The 16,000-nt window shown below is 72.6% G+C and carries 10 protein-coding genes, 5 tRNA genes and 1 pseudogene; 7 read left to right on the top strand and 9 right to left on the bottom strand.

What is annotated here, in order from left to right:
• The first annotated feature begins 157 nt into the window (after positions 1–157).
• The 5 genes from ACFYZQ_RS17925 to ACFYZQ_RS17905 all read left to right on the top strand — a co-directional run bounded on the left by ACFYZQ_RS17925 (position 158) and on the right by ACFYZQ_RS17905 (position 606).
• Positions 158–230, top strand: a tRNA-Gly gene (locus ACFYZQ_RS17925).
• 38 nt (positions 231–268) lie between these two features.
• Positions 269–342 (top strand) — tRNA-Cys (locus ACFYZQ_RS17920).
• 1 nt (position 343) lies between these two features.
• Positions 344–415: transfer RNA gene (locus ACFYZQ_RS17915), tRNA-Val, on the top strand.
• Between the two features lie 36 nt (positions 416–451).
• A tRNA-Val gene (locus ACFYZQ_RS17910) sits at positions 452–523 on the top strand.
• A gap of 11 nt (positions 524–534) precedes the next feature.
• Positions 535–606 (top strand) — tRNA-Val (locus tag ACFYZQ_RS17905).
• A 77-nt stretch (positions 607–683) separates the two neighbouring features.
• Here the strand turns inward: ACFYZQ_RS17905 and ACFYZQ_RS17900 are convergent.
• The 4 genes and pseudogenes from ACFYZQ_RS17900 to ACFYZQ_RS17885 all read right to left on the bottom strand — a co-directional run bounded on the left by ACFYZQ_RS17900 (position 684) and on the right by ACFYZQ_RS17885 (position 3,156).
• Positions 684–992, bottom strand: coding sequence for a zf-TFIIB domain-containing protein (locus tag ACFYZQ_RS17900; protein ID WP_388794513.1), 309 nt, complete (start codon positions 990–992; stop codon positions 684–686).
• Between the two features lie 81 nt (positions 993–1,073).
• Positions 1,074–2,024: a phosphotransferase gene (locus tag ACFYZQ_RS17895; protein ID WP_389148071.1), complete on the bottom strand. Its 951-nt coding sequence runs from the start codon at positions 2,022–2,024 to the stop codon at positions 1,074–1,076.
• Between the two features lie 429 nt (positions 2,025–2,453).
• Positions 2,454–2,648 carry a hypothetical protein gene (locus ACFYZQ_RS17890; protein WP_389148068.1) on the bottom strand — a complete coding sequence of 65 codons (195 nt, stop codon included), beginning with the start codon at positions 2,646–2,648 and terminating at the stop codon, positions 2,454–2,456.
• A 198-nt stretch (positions 2,649–2,846) separates the two neighbouring features.
• Positions 2,847–3,156 (bottom strand): annotated as a pseudogene (locus tag ACFYZQ_RS17885) (hypothetical protein).
• Positions 3,157–3,352: 196 nt separating this feature from the next.
• On the opposite strand from ACFYZQ_RS17885, the gene ACFYZQ_RS17880 reads away from it, so the two are divergent.
• Together ACFYZQ_RS17880 and ACFYZQ_RS17875 are read left to right on the top strand one after the other, a co-directional pair.
• Positions 3,353–4,720: a serine/threonine-protein kinase gene (locus ACFYZQ_RS17880; protein WP_389148484.1), complete on the top strand. Its 1,368-nt coding sequence runs from the start codon at positions 3,353–3,355 to the stop codon at positions 4,718–4,720.
• A 552-nt stretch (positions 4,721–5,272) separates the two neighbouring features.
• Positions 5,273–7,300, top strand: coding sequence for a HelD family protein (locus ACFYZQ_RS17875; protein WP_389148065.1), 2,028 nt, complete (start codon positions 5,273–5,275; stop codon positions 7,298–7,300).
• A 71-nt stretch (positions 7,301–7,371) separates the two neighbouring features.
• Here the strand turns inward: ACFYZQ_RS17875 and ACFYZQ_RS17870 are convergent, their stop codons facing one another.
• The 5 genes from ACFYZQ_RS17870 to ACFYZQ_RS17850 form a co-directional block, all read right to left on the bottom strand.
• On the bottom strand, positions 7,372–8,190 hold the full coding sequence (locus tag ACFYZQ_RS17870; RefSeq protein ID WP_389148062.1) for a TrmH family RNA methyltransferase: 819 nt from the start codon (positions 8,188–8,190) through the stop codon (positions 7,372–7,374).
• Positions 8,191–8,253: 63 nt separating this feature from the next.
• Positions 8,254–9,498, bottom strand: coding sequence for a uroporphyrinogen-III C-methyltransferase (cobA, locus tag ACFYZQ_RS17865; protein WP_389148059.1), 1,245 nt, complete (start codon positions 9,496–9,498; stop codon positions 8,254–8,256).
• Positions 9,499–9,637: 139 nt separating this feature from the next.
• Positions 9,638–13,513 carry a nicotinate-nucleotide--dimethylbenzimidazole phosphoribosyltransferase gene (cobT, locus tag ACFYZQ_RS17860; protein ID WP_389148056.1) on the bottom strand — a complete coding sequence of 1,292 codons (3,876 nt, stop codon included), beginning with the start codon at positions 13,511–13,513 and terminating at the stop codon, positions 9,638–9,640.
• Positions 13,514–13,860: 347 nt separating this feature from the next.
• Positions 13,861–15,075, bottom strand: a complete 1,215-nt coding sequence (cbiE, locus tag ACFYZQ_RS17855; protein ID WP_389148054.1) for a precorrin-6y C5,15-methyltransferase (decarboxylating) subunit CbiE — start codon at positions 15,073–15,075, stop codon at positions 13,861–13,863.
• Positions 15,076–15,221: 146 nt separating this feature from the next.
• On the bottom strand, positions 15,222–15,860 hold the full coding sequence (locus ACFYZQ_RS17850) for a GNAT family N-acetyltransferase (protein WP_389148051.1): 639 nt from the start codon (positions 15,858–15,860) through the stop codon (positions 15,222–15,224).
• Between the last annotated feature and the right edge of the window lie 140 nt (positions 15,861–16,000).

Raw genomic sequence — 16,000 nt, 5'->3', positions numbered from 1 at the left:
TGTCGCGCGGGAGACCCTGAGGTGTCCCGCAGGCGGCCTGACCACGGCGTCTCCCGGGCGCAGCGCAGCACGCTGCGCAAACGCGTTTTTGTGCTGGCCCGGGAATCCGCTAGAGTTCAACACGTCGCCGGGACGCGCAAGCGGTCCGAAACGACAGGCGGACGTAGCTCAGTTGGTAGAGCGCAACCTTGCCAAGGTTGAGGTCGCGAGTTCGAACCTCGTCGTCCGCTCGAAGGAGAGGGGACTTCCCGGTCCCCTACACACTCCTGGTGGAGTGGCCGAGAGGCGAGGCAACGGCCTGCAAAGCCGTCTACACGGGTTCAAATCCCGTCTCCACCTCCATGGACGATTAGCTCAGCGGGAGAGCGCTTCCCTGACACGGAAGAGGTCACTGGTTCAATCCCAGTATCGTCCACGGGATCTGCCGACACCTTCGGCAAGATCCGTACCCGCGCGATTAGCTCAGCGGGAGAGCGCTTCCCTGACACGGAAGAGGTCACTGGTTCAATCCCAGTATCGCGCACGCAGCACCCAGGACGATTAGCTCAGCGGGAGAGCGCTTCCCTGACACGGAAGAGGTCACTGGTTCAATCCCAGTATCGTCCACGCACACCGGAGCCCCCGGCCGTCTCGTACGGTCGGGGGCTTCGTCGTGCACCCGGTGGCTGCCGGTGGACGGCGGGTCAGCTGGAGAACAGCATGTGGCCGAAGCTCTTGTGGCGGTGGTGGCCGCCGTGACCGCCGTAGTGGCCCCCGTGACCGCCATGACCGCCGCCGTACGGAGCGCCCCAGGCGGGCGCCGGCGGAGCCGGGTAGGCCTGCGGGGCGGGCGGAGGCGGCGGGGCGGGCTGGGACCACTGGGACTCCAGGCGCGTGAGGGCCTCCAGCTCACCGTAGTCGAGGAAGATGCCGCGGCAGCCGCTGCACTGTTCGATCTGGACGCCGTTGCGGTTGTACGTGTGCATCTCCGCGTGGCACTTGGGGCACTTCATTGATCGGCTCAACTCCTCGCCGGTTGGTCCTGCTTCGCGTTTCCCCAGGACAGACTCCGTGCGGCCCCGGTCGGTTGCACCCTACTTCGGGAATCCGTGCGACAACTCGGCCGGTACGGAACCCATCCGCGCGCAGGCGTCGACGACGGACTGCTCCACCTCGTCCAGCGGCCGGTCCGCGGCACGGGCCTTGCTGATCACCAGGGCGGCGGTCTGGACGGTGAGGGCACGGGCCGGGACGTCCAGGGCGGGCCAGGGGTCCCCGTCCGGGGGCACGGCCGGGCCGTCCGCGGCGCGATAGGCGGCGAGGAAGCGGGCCCACTCGTCGGGCGGGAGGAGTCCGCAGGCGTACCAGGCGGCGGGACGGGCCAGGTCCCAGGCCGCGACGCCCACCCCGAGGTCGTCGACGTCGATGAGCCGCCAGGAGCCGTCCGGGGCCGGGTGCCGGACGAGCTGACCGAAGTGGAGGTCGCCGTGGCAGAGGGCGGCGGTGCCGGGCATGGGCGCCTCGGCGCGGGCCCACGCGGGGAGGGCGGCCCAGGCGCGCAGAACGGGACGTGCGGCGGGATGGTCTTCCCCGGCGAGGGCCGTCCGGAGCCTGGCCAGGGCACGAGCGGCTTTGGCGGGGCCGCGCATCGGGGGTGCGGTGGTGGGCACGGGCGCCTGGTGGAGGCGGGCGAGGAGGGTGGCCGCGGCTTCCCAGGGGGCGGCGTCGGGGTCGTCCGGGTCCACGGAGGTGCCGTACGGCCAGAAGGTGACGAGCCGGTTGTTCACGGTGACCGGGGCCGGGCCGATCGGCGCGAGGAGTATGCCCGGCAGGCGGGCGGCGGTGGCGAGGCGCAGGGTCAGCTCCGCGGGGTCCGTGTCCGGAGCGTGGGCCTTCGCGACGGTTCCGGCGTGCCGGACGACGGTGACGTCGGGGCGGTCGGCCAGGGTGACGGGGGCGGTTCCGCAGGCACAGGGGGCTCCGCCGGGGTGGGCGGCGGCGGTGACCTTCTCGGTCAGCTGCGGCAGCAGGAGGTCTGCGGTCACGGGGTCCTCTGGAACGCGGCGACGTTTCTGCGAAGGGTACGTGGGTGCGCGGTGGGCCGGGGTCGAATGCTGCCCGGGCTCCGTGCGGGTGGGGGCGCGTGGCCCGGCGCTGACGGGGTGCTTCCCCCACTCTCGGCTTCGCTCGAGCGGGGGGACCCCCACCGCCCACGCGTGCCGCCCTGGGGGTCCCCCCAGGCCCTCGAGGCACTGGGGGAGGCACGACTGCCCGCGGCTGCGTGGGACGGGTAGCGCGGCCAACCACAGCAACCGCGTCCGCGAAAGCGCGCGCCGGTTCAGGGGGCAGGGGTTATGCCGGCGCAGCTCCCCAGCTGCGCCGGCATCTGTGCCGTCCGCCGCACCCCCGTCCCCACGGGGTTTCATGGGTGGATGTCCCCGCCCGGACCGCTCTTCCGGGCCTGGGGTCGCTGTTCAGCGCCCCAGCATCACACCCACGGACGACGCCTGTGTGACCACTGCTTCCCATCCGCCGAAGGCGTAGACGAGCAGGGCCGCCAGGGGGAGGACCATCGCGGTCGCCACCAGCGGGTGGCGACGGCCGGTACGGCGGGGGCGCGCGCTGCGTGCCTGTGTGCGGATGAGTGTCCGCGGAGCCGTGTGGGCCATGGTCCCTCTCCTGACCGTTTCAGTTGTCCTTGGCAGCGGCGGGTGTCTTGACCTCGGGGGACGAGTGCTGCACCCGCCGCTTGACCCCCAATCTAGGCGGGTCGGCGACGACGGGCGTCATGCCGTCGTACCGATTGACGGGCCTCCCGAAGGATGAGCCGTCACCTGCGGAGTACTCCCCTGGGTGGAGATGCGGCCCTACGTCTCGGGGTCTTCCCGGAGGGGACGCCCGGAGTGTCCCTGGTTTTCCGAGCTGTCCTCGCGCGGCACCGGTTGCTCGACCAGGGCCAGGACCCTGTCCGCCATGAAACGGGCCGTGCGGACCACGCCGCCTCCCCCACTGCCTCAAGGGCGAGGGGGGGGACCCCCACCGAGTGACTTCGCTCACTTCGACCGCACCCCGCCGTACCGCCGTCTCCACTCGACGACCCGCCCGGCTCGCGACCACCTCGTACGTCCGTGTCGCGTCCCCCGCGTCCACGACTATCTCCACGCGGTCACCCTTCACGCGTCCAATCCCCCTTCCAGGATGGATGGTTGAGGCCACTGGGTGGCCAAGGGCGCGGTTCGTGACCGCTCCCTGACCACTCCTCAAGTCTCCCGCCCCGCACTGACAATCCATCGAGGCGAGAGGGCGCGGCCTCTGCGCGCAGCGGGCCGTGGAAACGTAAGCTGTGCCACGTCACACGGACCGGGCAGCGGGGATGAACATGGCGATGATGCGCCTGAGGCGCGAGGACCCGCGCGTCGTCGGCTCGTTCAGGCTTCACAGACGGCTCGGCGCGGGCGGCATGGGGGTTGTCTACCTGGGCTCCGACAAGAAGGGGCAGCGGGTCGCCCTGAAGGTCATCCGGCCGGACCTGGCGGAGGACCAGGAGTTCCGGTCGCGGTTCGCGCGTGAGGTCTCGGCGGCGCGGCGGATCAGGGGCGGGTGTACGGCGCGGCTGGTGGCGGCGGATCTGGAGGCGGAACGGCCGTGGTTCGCCACGCAGTACGTGCCCGGTCCCTCCCTGCACGACAAGGTCGCCGACGAGGGCCCGCTCGGTGCGGCCGAGGCGGCCTCCATCGGGGCGGCCCTGTCCGAGGGGCTGGTCGCGGTGCACGAGGCCGGGGTGGTGCACCGGGACCTGAAGCCGTCCAACATCCTGCTGTCCCCGAAGGGGCCGCGGATCATCGACTTCGGCATCGCCTGGTCCACCGGCGCCTCGACGCTCACGCACGTCGGCACGGCCGTCGGCTCCCCCGGCTTCCTCGCGCCCGAGCAGGTGCGCGGCGCCGCGGTCACGCCGGCCACGGACGTGTTCTCGTTGGGGGCGACCCTGGCGTACGCGTCGACGGGTGACTCCCCGTTCGGGCACGGCAGTTCCGAGGTGATGCTGTACCGGGTGGTGCACGAGGAGCCCCAGTTGCACGGCGTGCCGGACGCGCTCGCGCCGCTCGTGCGCGCCTGTCTGGCGAAAGACCCCGAGGAGCGGCCGAGCACGCTGCAGCTGTCGCTGCGGCTGAAGGAGATCGCGGCGCGCGAGGCGCATGGCCTGGCCGCCGTCCGGCCGCCCGCGCCGCGCGCCGCCGAGGCGGACCGGCCCACCGGGCGGCTCGCCGAGACCTATCCGGAGGCGCAGCGCGCGCAGCGGCGACCGGCGCCCTCGCAGGGCACCCCGGCGGCACGCGGCGGGATGCCCGTGCGGGGCGGCGCGGGCGGCACGCCGCCGCGCGGTAGCGGTCTGCCGCGTGGCGGGGGGGTGCCGTCACGGTCGGACGGGTCGCGTACCGGCGGCGGGCGGGCGACCCCCGCCTCGCGGGGCACCACCCGGTCCGGCGGCGCGGGGCGTCCCGGTCAGCGCGGTGGCCCCGGACGTCCGCGGCCCACGGGAACCGGGCGGCGGCCCGCCAACCCCCGGCTGCTGCGGCAGCGGCTGTTCGTGTTCGTCGTGGTGACCCTGCTGGTCGCGCTCGGCATCGCGGCGGCCCAGGGCTGCCAGGGGCCGGCGCGCGGGCTGGGCGGCGCCGGGAGCGTCGTACACGCGCGGCATGCGCTTGTGCCGTTGCCGCCGTCGGATCTGCGGGAGTAGCGAGCCGACGAGGGTGACCGCGGTCTCCGGTGCTGGGACGTCCGCCCAGGTACTTCATCGGAAATTAGATCAGGTTCGCCACCGAGGGCCCCTTCGTGCGGTTAATCGGAACCTTATCTGTCACCAAAACTCGTCACCAAAACCAGTCACCAAATCCTGTCCGCAATCACCGTCGGATCCGATGGGATTCGAGCCGCCGCGAACCCCTGAATTGAACGGGGCCATTGGACGCGTCGGCCGCCTATCGTGAAACGTTCCTTCGGCCACACGCCGGGCGTCGCGGCGGCGAACGGGGTGAGAATCAACCGATCCGTTCTCTGGGGCGACCGCGACCAACAGCAGCGTGCCGCCGGTCGGGCCGCCAGACGAAGAGACCAGATGTCTCCCTTTTCCCGAGCGCGATTTCAGCCGCAGGGACATAACTTCGCCAGGTAAGTCAAGACTTATCTTCAGGGAACCTTGACCGTATGGTGTGGCTCCAATCGAAGGAGCCCCCTGTTGTCGAAAATGAATGATCCCGCTGTCCGTGCGGTTGCATCGGAGCAGGATTATGTGTCTTCGTTGTACGAGTTGCTCACCGAGCGGCTTTCCGAGGCGCAAGGACAGCGAGCGAAGGTGCTGAAGGCTCCGGCGGACAGCGCAGGTGAGGCGCACGAGAGAGAAACGGCCGCCGAGCGTCTGGCCAAGGAGATCGGCCGGCTGGAGGGCGCCGAGAAGGGGCTGGTCTTCGGGCGCATCGACTGGACGGATGGCACGGTCCTGCGCATCGGGCGGATCGGACTGCACACGGAGGAGGACGACCTGCCTCTGCTCGTGGACTGGCGCGCGAACGCGGCGCGGCCCTTCTACGAGGCGACACCGGTCCACCCGATGAACCTCCGGCGGCGCCGGCACCTTCGCCTGGAGGAGCGCACGGTCGTCTCGGTGAGCGACGAACTGCTGGACGGGACCGCCCCCACCGACGAGGACGTCGTGGGGGACGGCCCGTTGACCGAGGCTCTGTCGGCACGGCGTACGGGCAGGATGCGCGCGGCCGTCGCGACGCTGCAGGCCGAGCAGGACGAGATCGTCCGCTCCGCCCACCGCGGGGTGACCGTGGTGCAGGGCGGTCCCGGCACCGGCAAGACGGTGGTCGCCCTGCACCGGGCGGCCTATGTCCTGTACGCGTTCCCGCGCGCCGCGGAGCAGGGTGTCCTGGTGGTGGGCCCGAACGCCCGGTTCCTCGACTACATCTCCCAGGTCCTTCCCTCGCTCGGAGAGAACGACGTCGTTCTGGCGACGTGCCGGGAACTGGCCGGAGTGTCCACGGACGCGGTGGACCCGTTCGATACGGCGCGTCTCAAGGGCGGCTCCGACCTCGCCGACGCCTTTTCCGGTCTGCTGCGCGTCCACCAAGCCCCCGCCGGTGACTTCACCGTGCGGGTCGGACAGGAACTGGTTCGCCTCTCCGGCGAGGAGGTCGCCAGGGCACGCGAGGCCGCCGTGGCAGCCGCACCGGGGCACAACCCCGCGCGCCAGGTGTTCAAAGAGCTCTTGGTCGACGCCGTCACCGACGCCATGCAACAAGACATGGGCGACCTCCTGGAGCAGATCGACGCCGATGCCGAAAGGATGACGGGCATCAACCTCGACCGGTTCACGGGAGCCGCCGAGCGCCGTGCCGAAGGTGCGGCCGACTCGGGTCCGGTCCACGAGCTGGACCTGGACGCCATCCGGGCCGATCTCCTCGACGACGTCGGCGTCGACCGAGCGGTCGAGATGTTGTGGCCGCGGCTGGCACCCGGTGACCTCGTGAAGGCGCTCCTGACGAACGCCGACGCTCTCGCCGAGTTCCTGCCCCGCCTGACCGCGCAGGAGCGGTCCCTTCTGCTGCGCGGTCCGGACGCCCCGTGGACCGATGCCGATGTGCCGTTGCTGGACGAGGCGGCGAGCCTGGTCGACGGTCCCCCCGAGCGGACGTACGGGCACGTCGTCGTCGACGAGGCGCAGGAACTGACCGCCATGCAGTGGCGGATGATCGTCCGCCGCTGCCCGGCAAGGGCGATGACGCTGGTGGGTGACTTCGCCCAGGCAGGCCCGGTCGCGACAGCACGCGACTGGAAGGAAGCGCTGAGCCCTCACGTCGGAGGGCGGTTCAAACTGCACGACCTGACCGTCAGCTACCGCACCACGCAGGAGATCCTGGAGAGCGTCCGGGACCTGCTCACGCGGATCGCTCCGGACCAGCAACCCACACGGTCGCTGCGAAGCGGTGAGAGCCCCCGCACCGTGACCACACCTCCGAACGGGTTGGTCGCCGCCGTCGTCTCGGAACTCCGCGCCCAGAGCACCGCGCACCCGGGCGAGCTTCTGGGCGTGATCTGCGCGGACACCAGGGTGAGCGAGCTGACGGCCCGGGGCATCGCTCACCACGCACGCATCGTGCCGGCGTCCGAAGCACGCGGCCTGGAATTCGACGGGGTCGTCGTCATGAACCCCGAGGAAATCACCATGGCCCGCCCCGGTGGGGAAAGGGACTTGTACGTAGCCCTGACCCGGGCCACCAAGCGCCTCTGCACCATCACCATCCAGCCCGGCTGACGGCTCTGCGCCCGCGCGGCATGGCCTTCAGCGATGGAGCAGCGCCGGGGATACGTCGGGCGCGCTGAGGTCTACGCCTCCGGGCGGCCGGTGGCCACGGCGTAGAAGGCGACCGCGGCCGCCGCGCCGACGTTCAGGGAGTCGACACCGTGGGCCATGGGGATGCGCACCCATTCGTCGGCGGCGACCAAGGCCTGGGTGGACAGCCCGTCACCCTCGGCGCCCAGCATGAGCGCGACGCGGTCCATCCGGTGCGGGGCCGCCTCGTCGAGGGTCCTCGCCTTCTCGTCGGGGGTGAGCGCGAGGAGGCTGAAGCCCGCCTCGCGGACCGACTCCAGGCCCTTGGGCCAGGTGTCGAGGCGGGCGTACGGCACCGAGAAGACGGCGCCCATCGACACCTTGACGCTTCGGCGGTAGAGCGGATCGGCGCAGTCCGGAGACAGGAGTACCGCGTCCATGCCGAGGGCGGCCGCCGACCGGAAGATCGCGCCGATGTTGGTGTGGTCGTTGACCGCTTCCATGATCACGACTCGGCGCGCGTCCTGCAGCAGTTCGGCCGCCGTCGGGAGCGGTTTGCGCTGCATGGAGGCGAGGGCGCCGCGGTGCACGTGGTAGCCGGTGACCCGTTCGGCGAGCTCGGGGCTCACCGCGTAGACCGGGGCCGGGAGTTCGTCGATGACGTCGCGCATGACGTCGATCCACTTGGCCGAGAGCAGCATCGAGCGCATCTCGTAGCCCGCTTCCTTGGCCCGCCGGATGACCTTCTCGCCCTCGGCGATGAACAGTCCCTCGGCCGGTTCGCGCTTGCGGCGCAACTCGACGTCGGTCAGGCCCGTGTAGTCGCGCAGGCGCGGGTCGGCGGGGTCCTCAACGGTGATGAGATCGGCCACAGAGCGATACTGCCTTGTCCTGGTTGCGGTGCCAACGGCTCGGAACGGGTGGGTTACCCGCGGTTACTCGGGCAGGAGAACGGAGGGGGTGGTTCCCACCGCGACCACCTCGCCGATGACGATGACCGCCGGGGGTTTCACGTCCTCGGTGCGCACGGCGTCCGCGACCGTCGCGAGGGTGGCGTCGACGCGGCGCTGCGCGGCCGTCGTACCCTCCTGGACCAGGGCGACGGGCGTCTCGGGGGACTTGCCGTGGGCGACGAGCGTCTCGGCGATCTTCCCGATCTTGTCGACGCCCATCAGGATCACCAGGGTGCCGGTGAGCCTGGCCAGTGACGGCCAGTCGACCAGGGAGCGCTCGTCGTCAGGGGCGACATGGCCGCTGACGACCGTGAACTCATGGGCGACACCCCGGTGCGTGACCGGGATGCCGGCCGCGCCGGGCACCGAGATCGAGCTCGAGATGCCGGGGACGACCGTGCACGGGATCCCGGCCTCGGCCAGCGCCTGGACCTCCTCCATGCCCCGGCCGAAGACGTACGGGTCGCCTCCCTTGAGGCGTACGACGGACTTGCCCTGCTTGGCATGCTCGATCAGCGCGTTGTTGATGGCCTCCTGGGCCATGAAACGACCGTACGGGATCTTCGCCGCGTCGATCACCTCGACGTGCGAGGGGAGTTCGGCGAGCAGGTCGCGCGGACCGAGGCGGTCGGCGATGACGACGTCGGCCTCGGCCAGGAGACGCCGGCCTCGGACGGTGATCAGGTCCGGGTCGCCGGGGCCCCCGCCGACCAGGGCGACGCCGGGGGTACGGGTGCGGTGGTGCGGTGCCACCAGGGTGCCGTCGCGCAGCCCCTCCACGACGGCGTCGCGGATCGCGGCGGTGTGCCGGGGGTCGCGGCCCCGGACGTCGGTGGTGAGCACGGCGACGGTGACGCCCTCGCTGTGGCCGGTGGCCGGGGTCCAGGCGGTCGCAGCGTCGGCGTCGTCGGAGCGGACGCACCACACGCGGTGGCGTTCCGCTTCGGCGGAGGCCGCGGTGTTGGCCTCGGGGGCGCTGGTGGCGATCAGGGCGTACCACGCGTCCGCGAGGTCGCCTTCCGCGTAGGGGCGCCGCTCCCACGTGATCTCGCCCGCGTCCGCCATGGCCTCGACGGACGGGGTCGCCTCGGGGGACACGAGGTGGATGTCCGCACCCGCGGCGATCAGTGCCGGAAGGCGGCGCTGGGCGACCTGGCCGCCGCCGAGGACGACGACCCTGCGTCCGGTGAGGCGGAGGCCTACGGGGTAGGCGGGGTGTTCGGCCATGAGGTACGGCTCCTCGCGCAGGCGGTGCTGGTGGGCCGCTGCTGCGTCGGAGCGGCCCTGACGTGCGGATTTTATGGTGTGGGCTGGGCAGGCCGCGCGGGGGTCCGCTGGCTGAACACCGGACCGCCGCTGCTGGGGCCTACTTCTCCGTCACCCCCGCCGAATCGAACGTGGCCACCTCGTGCATCGCCCGGGCCGTGCTCTGCACCAGCGGCAGGGCGAGCAGCGCGCCCGTGCCCTCGCCGAGGCGCAGGTCGAGGTCGACCAGGGGGCGCAGGCCGAGCTTGTTGAGGGCGGCCACGTGCCCGGGTTCGGCACTGCGGTGGCCAGCGATGCAGGCGGCGAGCACCTCGGGGGCGATCGCGCGGGCGACCAGCGCGGCGGCACCCGCGCTGACGCCGTCCAGGATCACCGGCGTACGCAGCGAGGCGCCACCGAGGAGCAGGCCGACCATGGCCGCGTGCTCGAAGCCGCCGATCGCCGCGAGGACGCCGATGGGGTCGGCCGGATCCGGCTTGTGCAGTTCGAGGGCGCGGCGGACCACCTCGGTCTTGCGGGCCAGCGTCTCGTCGTTGATGCCGGTGCCACGGCCCGTCACCTCGGACGGGTCCGCGCCCGTGTAGACGGAGATCAGGGCGGCGGAGGCGGTGGTGTTCGCGATGCCCATCTCACCGGTGAGCAGGGCCTTGTTGCCGGCCGCCACCAGGTCGCGGGCGGTCTCGATGCCCACCTCGATGGCCTGCTTGGCCTCCTCGCGGGTCATCGCGGGACCGGTGGTCATGTCGGAGGTGCCAGCGCGGACCTTGCGGGGCAGCAGGCCCGGCGTGGCGGGCAGTTCGGCGGCCACACCCACGTCGACGACGCAGACCTCGGCGCCCACCTGGCTCGCGAAGGCGTTGCAGACCGCTCCCCCGCCGAGGAAGTTGGCCACCATCTGTGCGGTGACCTCCTGCGGCCACGGGGTGACGCCCTGGGCGTGCACACCGTGGTCGCCGGCGAAGATCGCGACGGCGGCGGGCTCCGGGATCGGCGGCGGGCACTGGCGCGAGAGACCGGACAGCTGCGCGGAGATGATCTCCAGCATGCCGAGCGCGCCGGCCGGCTTGGTCATCCGCTTCTGGCGCTCCCAGGCCTCGCCGAGCGCCTTGGCGTCCAGCGGGCGGATCTGGGAGACCGTCTCGGCGAGCAGGTCGTGCGGGTCCTCGCCGGGCAGGGCCCGGCGGCCGTACGTCTCCTCGTGCACCACCCAGGACAGCGGGCGCCGCTTGGACCAGCCGGCCTGCAGCAGCTCGGGCTCGTCCGGGAACTCGTCGACGTATCCGACGCACAGGTAGGCGATGACCTCCAGGTGCTCGGGCAGGCCGAGAGCGCGGACCATCTCGCGCTCGTCGAAGAAGCTGACCCAGCCGACGCCGAGGCCCTCGGCGCGGGCGGCGAGCCAGAGGTTCTCCACGGCGAGCGCGGCGGAGTATGGCGCCATCTGCGGCTGGGTGTGCCGGCCCAGGGTGTGCCGGCCGCCGCGGGTCGGGTCGGCGGTGACCACGATGTTCACCGGGGTGTCGAGGATGGCCTCGATCTTGAGTTCCTTGAACTGCTTCGCCCGGCCCTTCGGGAGGGACTTGGCGTAGGCGTCGCGCTGGCGCATGGCCAGTTCGTGCATGCTGCGCCGGGTGTCGGCGGACCGGATGACGACGAAGTCCCAGGGCTGCGAGTGGCCCACGGAGGGCGCGGTGTGGGCCGCCTCCAGGACGCGGAGCAGCACCTCGTGCGGGATCGGGTCGCTGCGGAAGCCGTTGCGGATGTCGCGTCGCTCGCGCATCACCTTGAGCACGGCCTCACGCTCGGCGTCGTCGTAGCCGGGCGCGGCCGGGCCGGTGGGCTGTCGTGCTTCTGCCACTTCGGCCGTGCTCTCTTCCTGGTCGGCGGCCCTGGTGTCCAGGTCCTCCGCGTGCTGTACGACGTCGGGGTAGGGCCCCTCGTCCCGGTGCGCCGGCGCGTGGTCGGCCTCCCGGGGGGCGGGGACCGTGGCGAGGTGGGGGCTGTCCGGCACGGAGCCCTGCACGGGCACGAACGCCCCCGGCTGCTGGTCCGGCTGCGGCTGCGCGGGCACGCTGCCGACCGCCGCGGCGGGGTCGGCCTGGGCGGGGATCTGCTCGGCGGCGGGAGCCGGGGATTCGGCGACGGGCTCGGGCGCCCGGACGGGCGGGGTGGCGGGCTCGTCGGCCGGCTGGGGGGCCGACGTCCGGGGCTCGGTGCCCCCCTCGGGGTGCACGGGCTCAGGCGTGGCGGCGTCGGGGGTGCCCGGCTCTGCGGGGCCGGCCTCCGGGGCCTGGGGCCCGGCGTGCGACTGCTCCGGTACGAGGGTGGTGGGCTGCGCCTGGTCACCCGCCGACGGGTGCCCCGACTGGGGCTCCGACCGAGGACCCTGGACCTGCTCGGGAACGTCGTGGCCGGTGGGTGCCGTCGGTACGGCGGCACCCTGAGCGGCCGGGCCCGGCTCGGCCTGCGGGGGCTCGGCGGCGGGCGCGGCTGCCTGAACCGGTTCCGGAGCGGTGACGCCTGACCGGGCCCCGGTGTCCGGCACCGGCGTGTCCTCGGGCGACGGAACATGCTCCGTGGCCTGGACGCCGTCACTGGTCTCAGCGGCCTCGGGGACTTCGGTGGCCTCGGCGGTTGGGTGAACGTCGGCGGCGTGGACCGCGGGCTCGACGAGCTCGACGGGCTCGACGGGCTCGACGGGCTCAAGAGCCTCGACGGGCTGGTGGGTCTCCGGAGTTCCGGTCGGAGCCTCCTGGACCTGTGCCTCTTCCAGCACCGGCGCCTGCTCGGCCTCCGGGGCTTCGGAAGCTTCCGGGGCTTCGGAAGCTTCCGGGGCTTCGACGGCTTCGGGGGCTGCGGCAGCTTCCGGGGCTTCGGGGACTTCCGGGAGCGGCTCGCCGGGCGCCTCCGCCTCCCCGTCGACCGGGAGGTCCTGCGGCGCGGGCGCCTGTTCGATCGCCTCGGCGTCCGGGGCGGGCTCGGCGTCCTCGGGGCCAGGCACCGCCTCCGCGAGGTGGACGGCCTCCGGGCCCTGGACGGCTTCGGGAGCGGGAGCGGGTGCGGCACCGGCGCCAGAGACGGCCTCCGGGTCCTGTGCGGGCTCGGAGCCCTGTGCGGCATCGGGCGCGTGGGCCGCCTCGGCGCCCTCGTCTGCGGCTGCCGGGTACGCCCCGGCGGCTTCATGTACGCCCTGCGCCGGGTCCGGTTCCTGAGCGACCGGCCCGGTGCCCGCCTCCTGCGCCGCCGCGTGCGCGGCGGCAGCGGCGGCCTCGGTCGTGGCACTCGCGGTGGCGGCCTGCGCGGCGAGCCTGGCCAGGGTGGCCTGGGCCGGTCCGGAGGGGCCGGTGCCCGGGTCGGAGGCCGGAACAACCGTTTCGGCAGCCTCCGCCGGGGGGCTCACCTGAGCCTGGGCCGCCGCCTGGGGCTCCGTCTGAGCCGCGCCCCAGGGCGCCGCGCCCTGCGGGGCGAGGTCACGCAACGGCTGCGCGTCGAGGTACTCGGGGCCGGGCGCCGGCGGACCGGGCTGCCGTACGGGTGTCCCGGCGGGACCGCGGTCGGCGAGCGAACGGACCGGGCTGGCCGAGGCGTCGGGAATCGGCGGGCCGAGGTGCAGGGGGCGTCTCGGGACCGCCGGGGCCGTCGCGGGGTCGTGCGGGACCGAGAGGATCGGGGACGGCGGGACGGACACGGGGCCGGTCTCGGGCAGGCGTACGCCGCCGAGGTCGACGGAGCCGCTGTCGCGGCCGTCCCTCTCGTGCGGCTCCGGCTCGTGGACGGTCTCCACAACCGGCTCCGGGGGAGGCGGCGGTACCTCGTTGCCCCATGCGCCCTGGGCGCCCGGCAGCAGCAGGTCTTCGTCCTCGGCGGTGGTCTCGGAGAGGTAGGTGTACGCGCCGTGTGCGGAGACGCCCGGCTGTTCCACCATGCCTGCGCTCTCCGGCAGCCCCTCGCCCGGGACCTGGCCGGTGTCCGTCATGCGTACCCCTCGCCCATCGGTTAGTGCTCCCTACGACCAGCTCATCCGGAACGGCGCACCGACCGCCCCGCAGTGAAGAACGAGCATGCGTGCCCAGCGGCACGAACGACCCGCCCGGAAAAGGCGACAAAGCCATTCAGTGGCATTGTCCCGGCCGTACCGCCGTCACGACAGCTTGATCCGCGACAGCCCGCTGTGGACTGCGCCACGTTGCGCGTCCTCCGGTTCTGCCGTACCACACCCGTCCCAAAACAGGCGGGTTTTCCGGACATTGGCGAACGAATTTCCGGACCACCGGGTGCGGTACAACGATCGGCCAGCCTACCGCGAGCGGTACGACAACCGGATCACGGGGCGCGATCGGCCAGTACCCCACTGAGCAGGAACGCAACGCTCCGCTCCGTCTCCGTCCAGGCCCGCGTGTCGAGTTCGACGGACTGCAGCAGGGCGCACTCGACCCGGTAGCCGTGCTCGGTCAGGTCCCGGCCGACGAGTTCGGCGGCGTCGCGGGTCGCGGCGTGGGTGACGATGCGTTGGGGGCGGCGGTCGGCGACCGCGGAGACCACGTCCGCTCCCCCGCCGCCGACGCGGACCACGTCCGGCTCGGGCAGGTTCTCCAGCACGTGTGGGGCGGTACCGCGTACGACCTGGAGCTGCACGCCGAAGCGTCGTGCGGCCGTCTCGGTGCGGGCGCAGGCCTGCGGATCCCGGTCCACGGCGATGACGGCGGCGCCCGCGCGTGCGGCCTCGGTGGCGAACGCGCCGCTGGCGCAGCCGATGTCCCACACCAGGTCGCCGACGCGCGGTCCGAGGCGGGCGAGTTGGGCGGCGCGGAGCAGATCGGCCTCCCCCTCGCCGAGCCCGCCGCCGTACGCCTCGTCGGGCAGTACCCAGCCGCGTGGGCCCGAGCCCGGTTCACGGCCGGCGATCCACCCGTCCCCCGCGGCGGCGGGGCCGGCCGTGCCGCCGATGACGATGACGACGTTGGGGTCGCGCCAGGTGTGGTCGGCGGCGTTGTCGGAGGTGACGACGGAGACCCGCTCGCGTTCGGTGCCCAGTTCCTCGCAGATGACGAAGGTGCGGTGGACCCCGTCCAGGAGCAGACCGAGTTCGGCGGGTCCGGCGCCGGGTGAGGTGAGCACGGCGACCTTGGTGTGGGCGCGGCACACGTTCACCGCGCGTCGCAGGGTGCGCCGGTGTGCGACGACCACTTGGGCGTCGTCCCAGGGCATGCCGGCGCGGGCGAAGGCGGCGGCCACGGAGGAGACGGCGGGCACGACCTCGACCTCGAGGCCGAACTCCGGTGCGCGCAGGGTCCGTACGACGCCGAAGAAGCCGGGGTCGCCGTCGGCGAGCACCACCGCGGTGCCACGGTGGGCGGCGATGCGGCGGGCGGCCAGGGGAACGCTGCCGAGGCGGATGCGCTCGGCGGCGCGGGGGACCTCGGGGAGCTCCAGGTGGTGGGCCGCGCCTGCCACGAGGGTGGCGGCGCCGAGCGCGGAACGTGCCGCTGCGGTCAGCGGCGAGCCGTCCCAGCCGATCACCGTGACCCGGTCGGCCATCGTCGTCAGTCTCCAGATTTTCGCAGGTCGTCAGCGTACGGGCGCCCACAGGCGGGCTCCGTGAGGGTACCTGGTGGAGCTGCCGGGCGCGCGGCGGGCGGGCTGCCGTGGGTTCCGTCCGGTCCGTTCCCGCCGTTCGGGTCTCGTCAGTTCCAGTCGGAGAACGACGTGAAACCGCCGGTGTCGGCGAGTTGTTCGCCCGCGCCCTCCAGATCCTCCGGGAGGAGGCTCCACACGATGAAGTCGGTGCGCGCGTCGGTCCAGGTGCCGTCCTCGGTGCGGACGCGGGCTATGCAGGCGTTGCGCAGGACGCCCTCGCTGATGCAGCCGATCTTCTGTGCGACCTGCTGGGAGGCGGTGTTGCCGGCGGCGGTGCGCAGTTCGATGCGCTCGAACTTCTGGTCACCGAGCAGCCACTGGGCGGTGGCGAGGGCGGCCTCGGAGGCGTATCCCTCGCCGCGGGCCCAGGGGGCGATTATGTACGACAGTTCGGTGGACCGGATGTGCCAGTTGGTCTTGGTCAGTTGGACGATGCCCACCAGGCGCTGGGTGAGGAATTCGGTGACCGCGAGGTCGAGGCCGCGCCCCGCGGCGCGCTCGGCGGGGGCGTACTCGCCGATCCAGCGGCGGGCCTGCTCCTCGGTGTAGGGCTGGGGGACGTCGGTCCAGGCCCCGACCTGCTCGTCGTTCATCATCTCGGCCAGGGCGGGGACGTCGTCCTCGTCGAGGGGACGCAGCACCAACCGCTCCGTGCTGATGGAGATGCTGGGGAAGGTGCTCGTCATGCGCCGCTCCGTAACCTTCGGTAGAACCGCTGCAACCTAAAACAGGGGACTGCTGAACTGCCCAGCATGCAGCATGAAATCACTCGGCCGCACAACGGGGTCCACTCGTAGTGAAGGAGCGGACCCCGTGCGTGGTGATA

This window comes from Streptomyces sp. NPDC001843, assembly GCF_042891955.1.
Lineage (GTDB): Bacteria > Actinomycetota > Actinomycetes > Streptomycetales > Streptomycetaceae > Streptomyces.
Note: the sequence above shows the minus strand (reverse complement) of the source record. Positions and strands in the feature narration are given on the sequence as shown.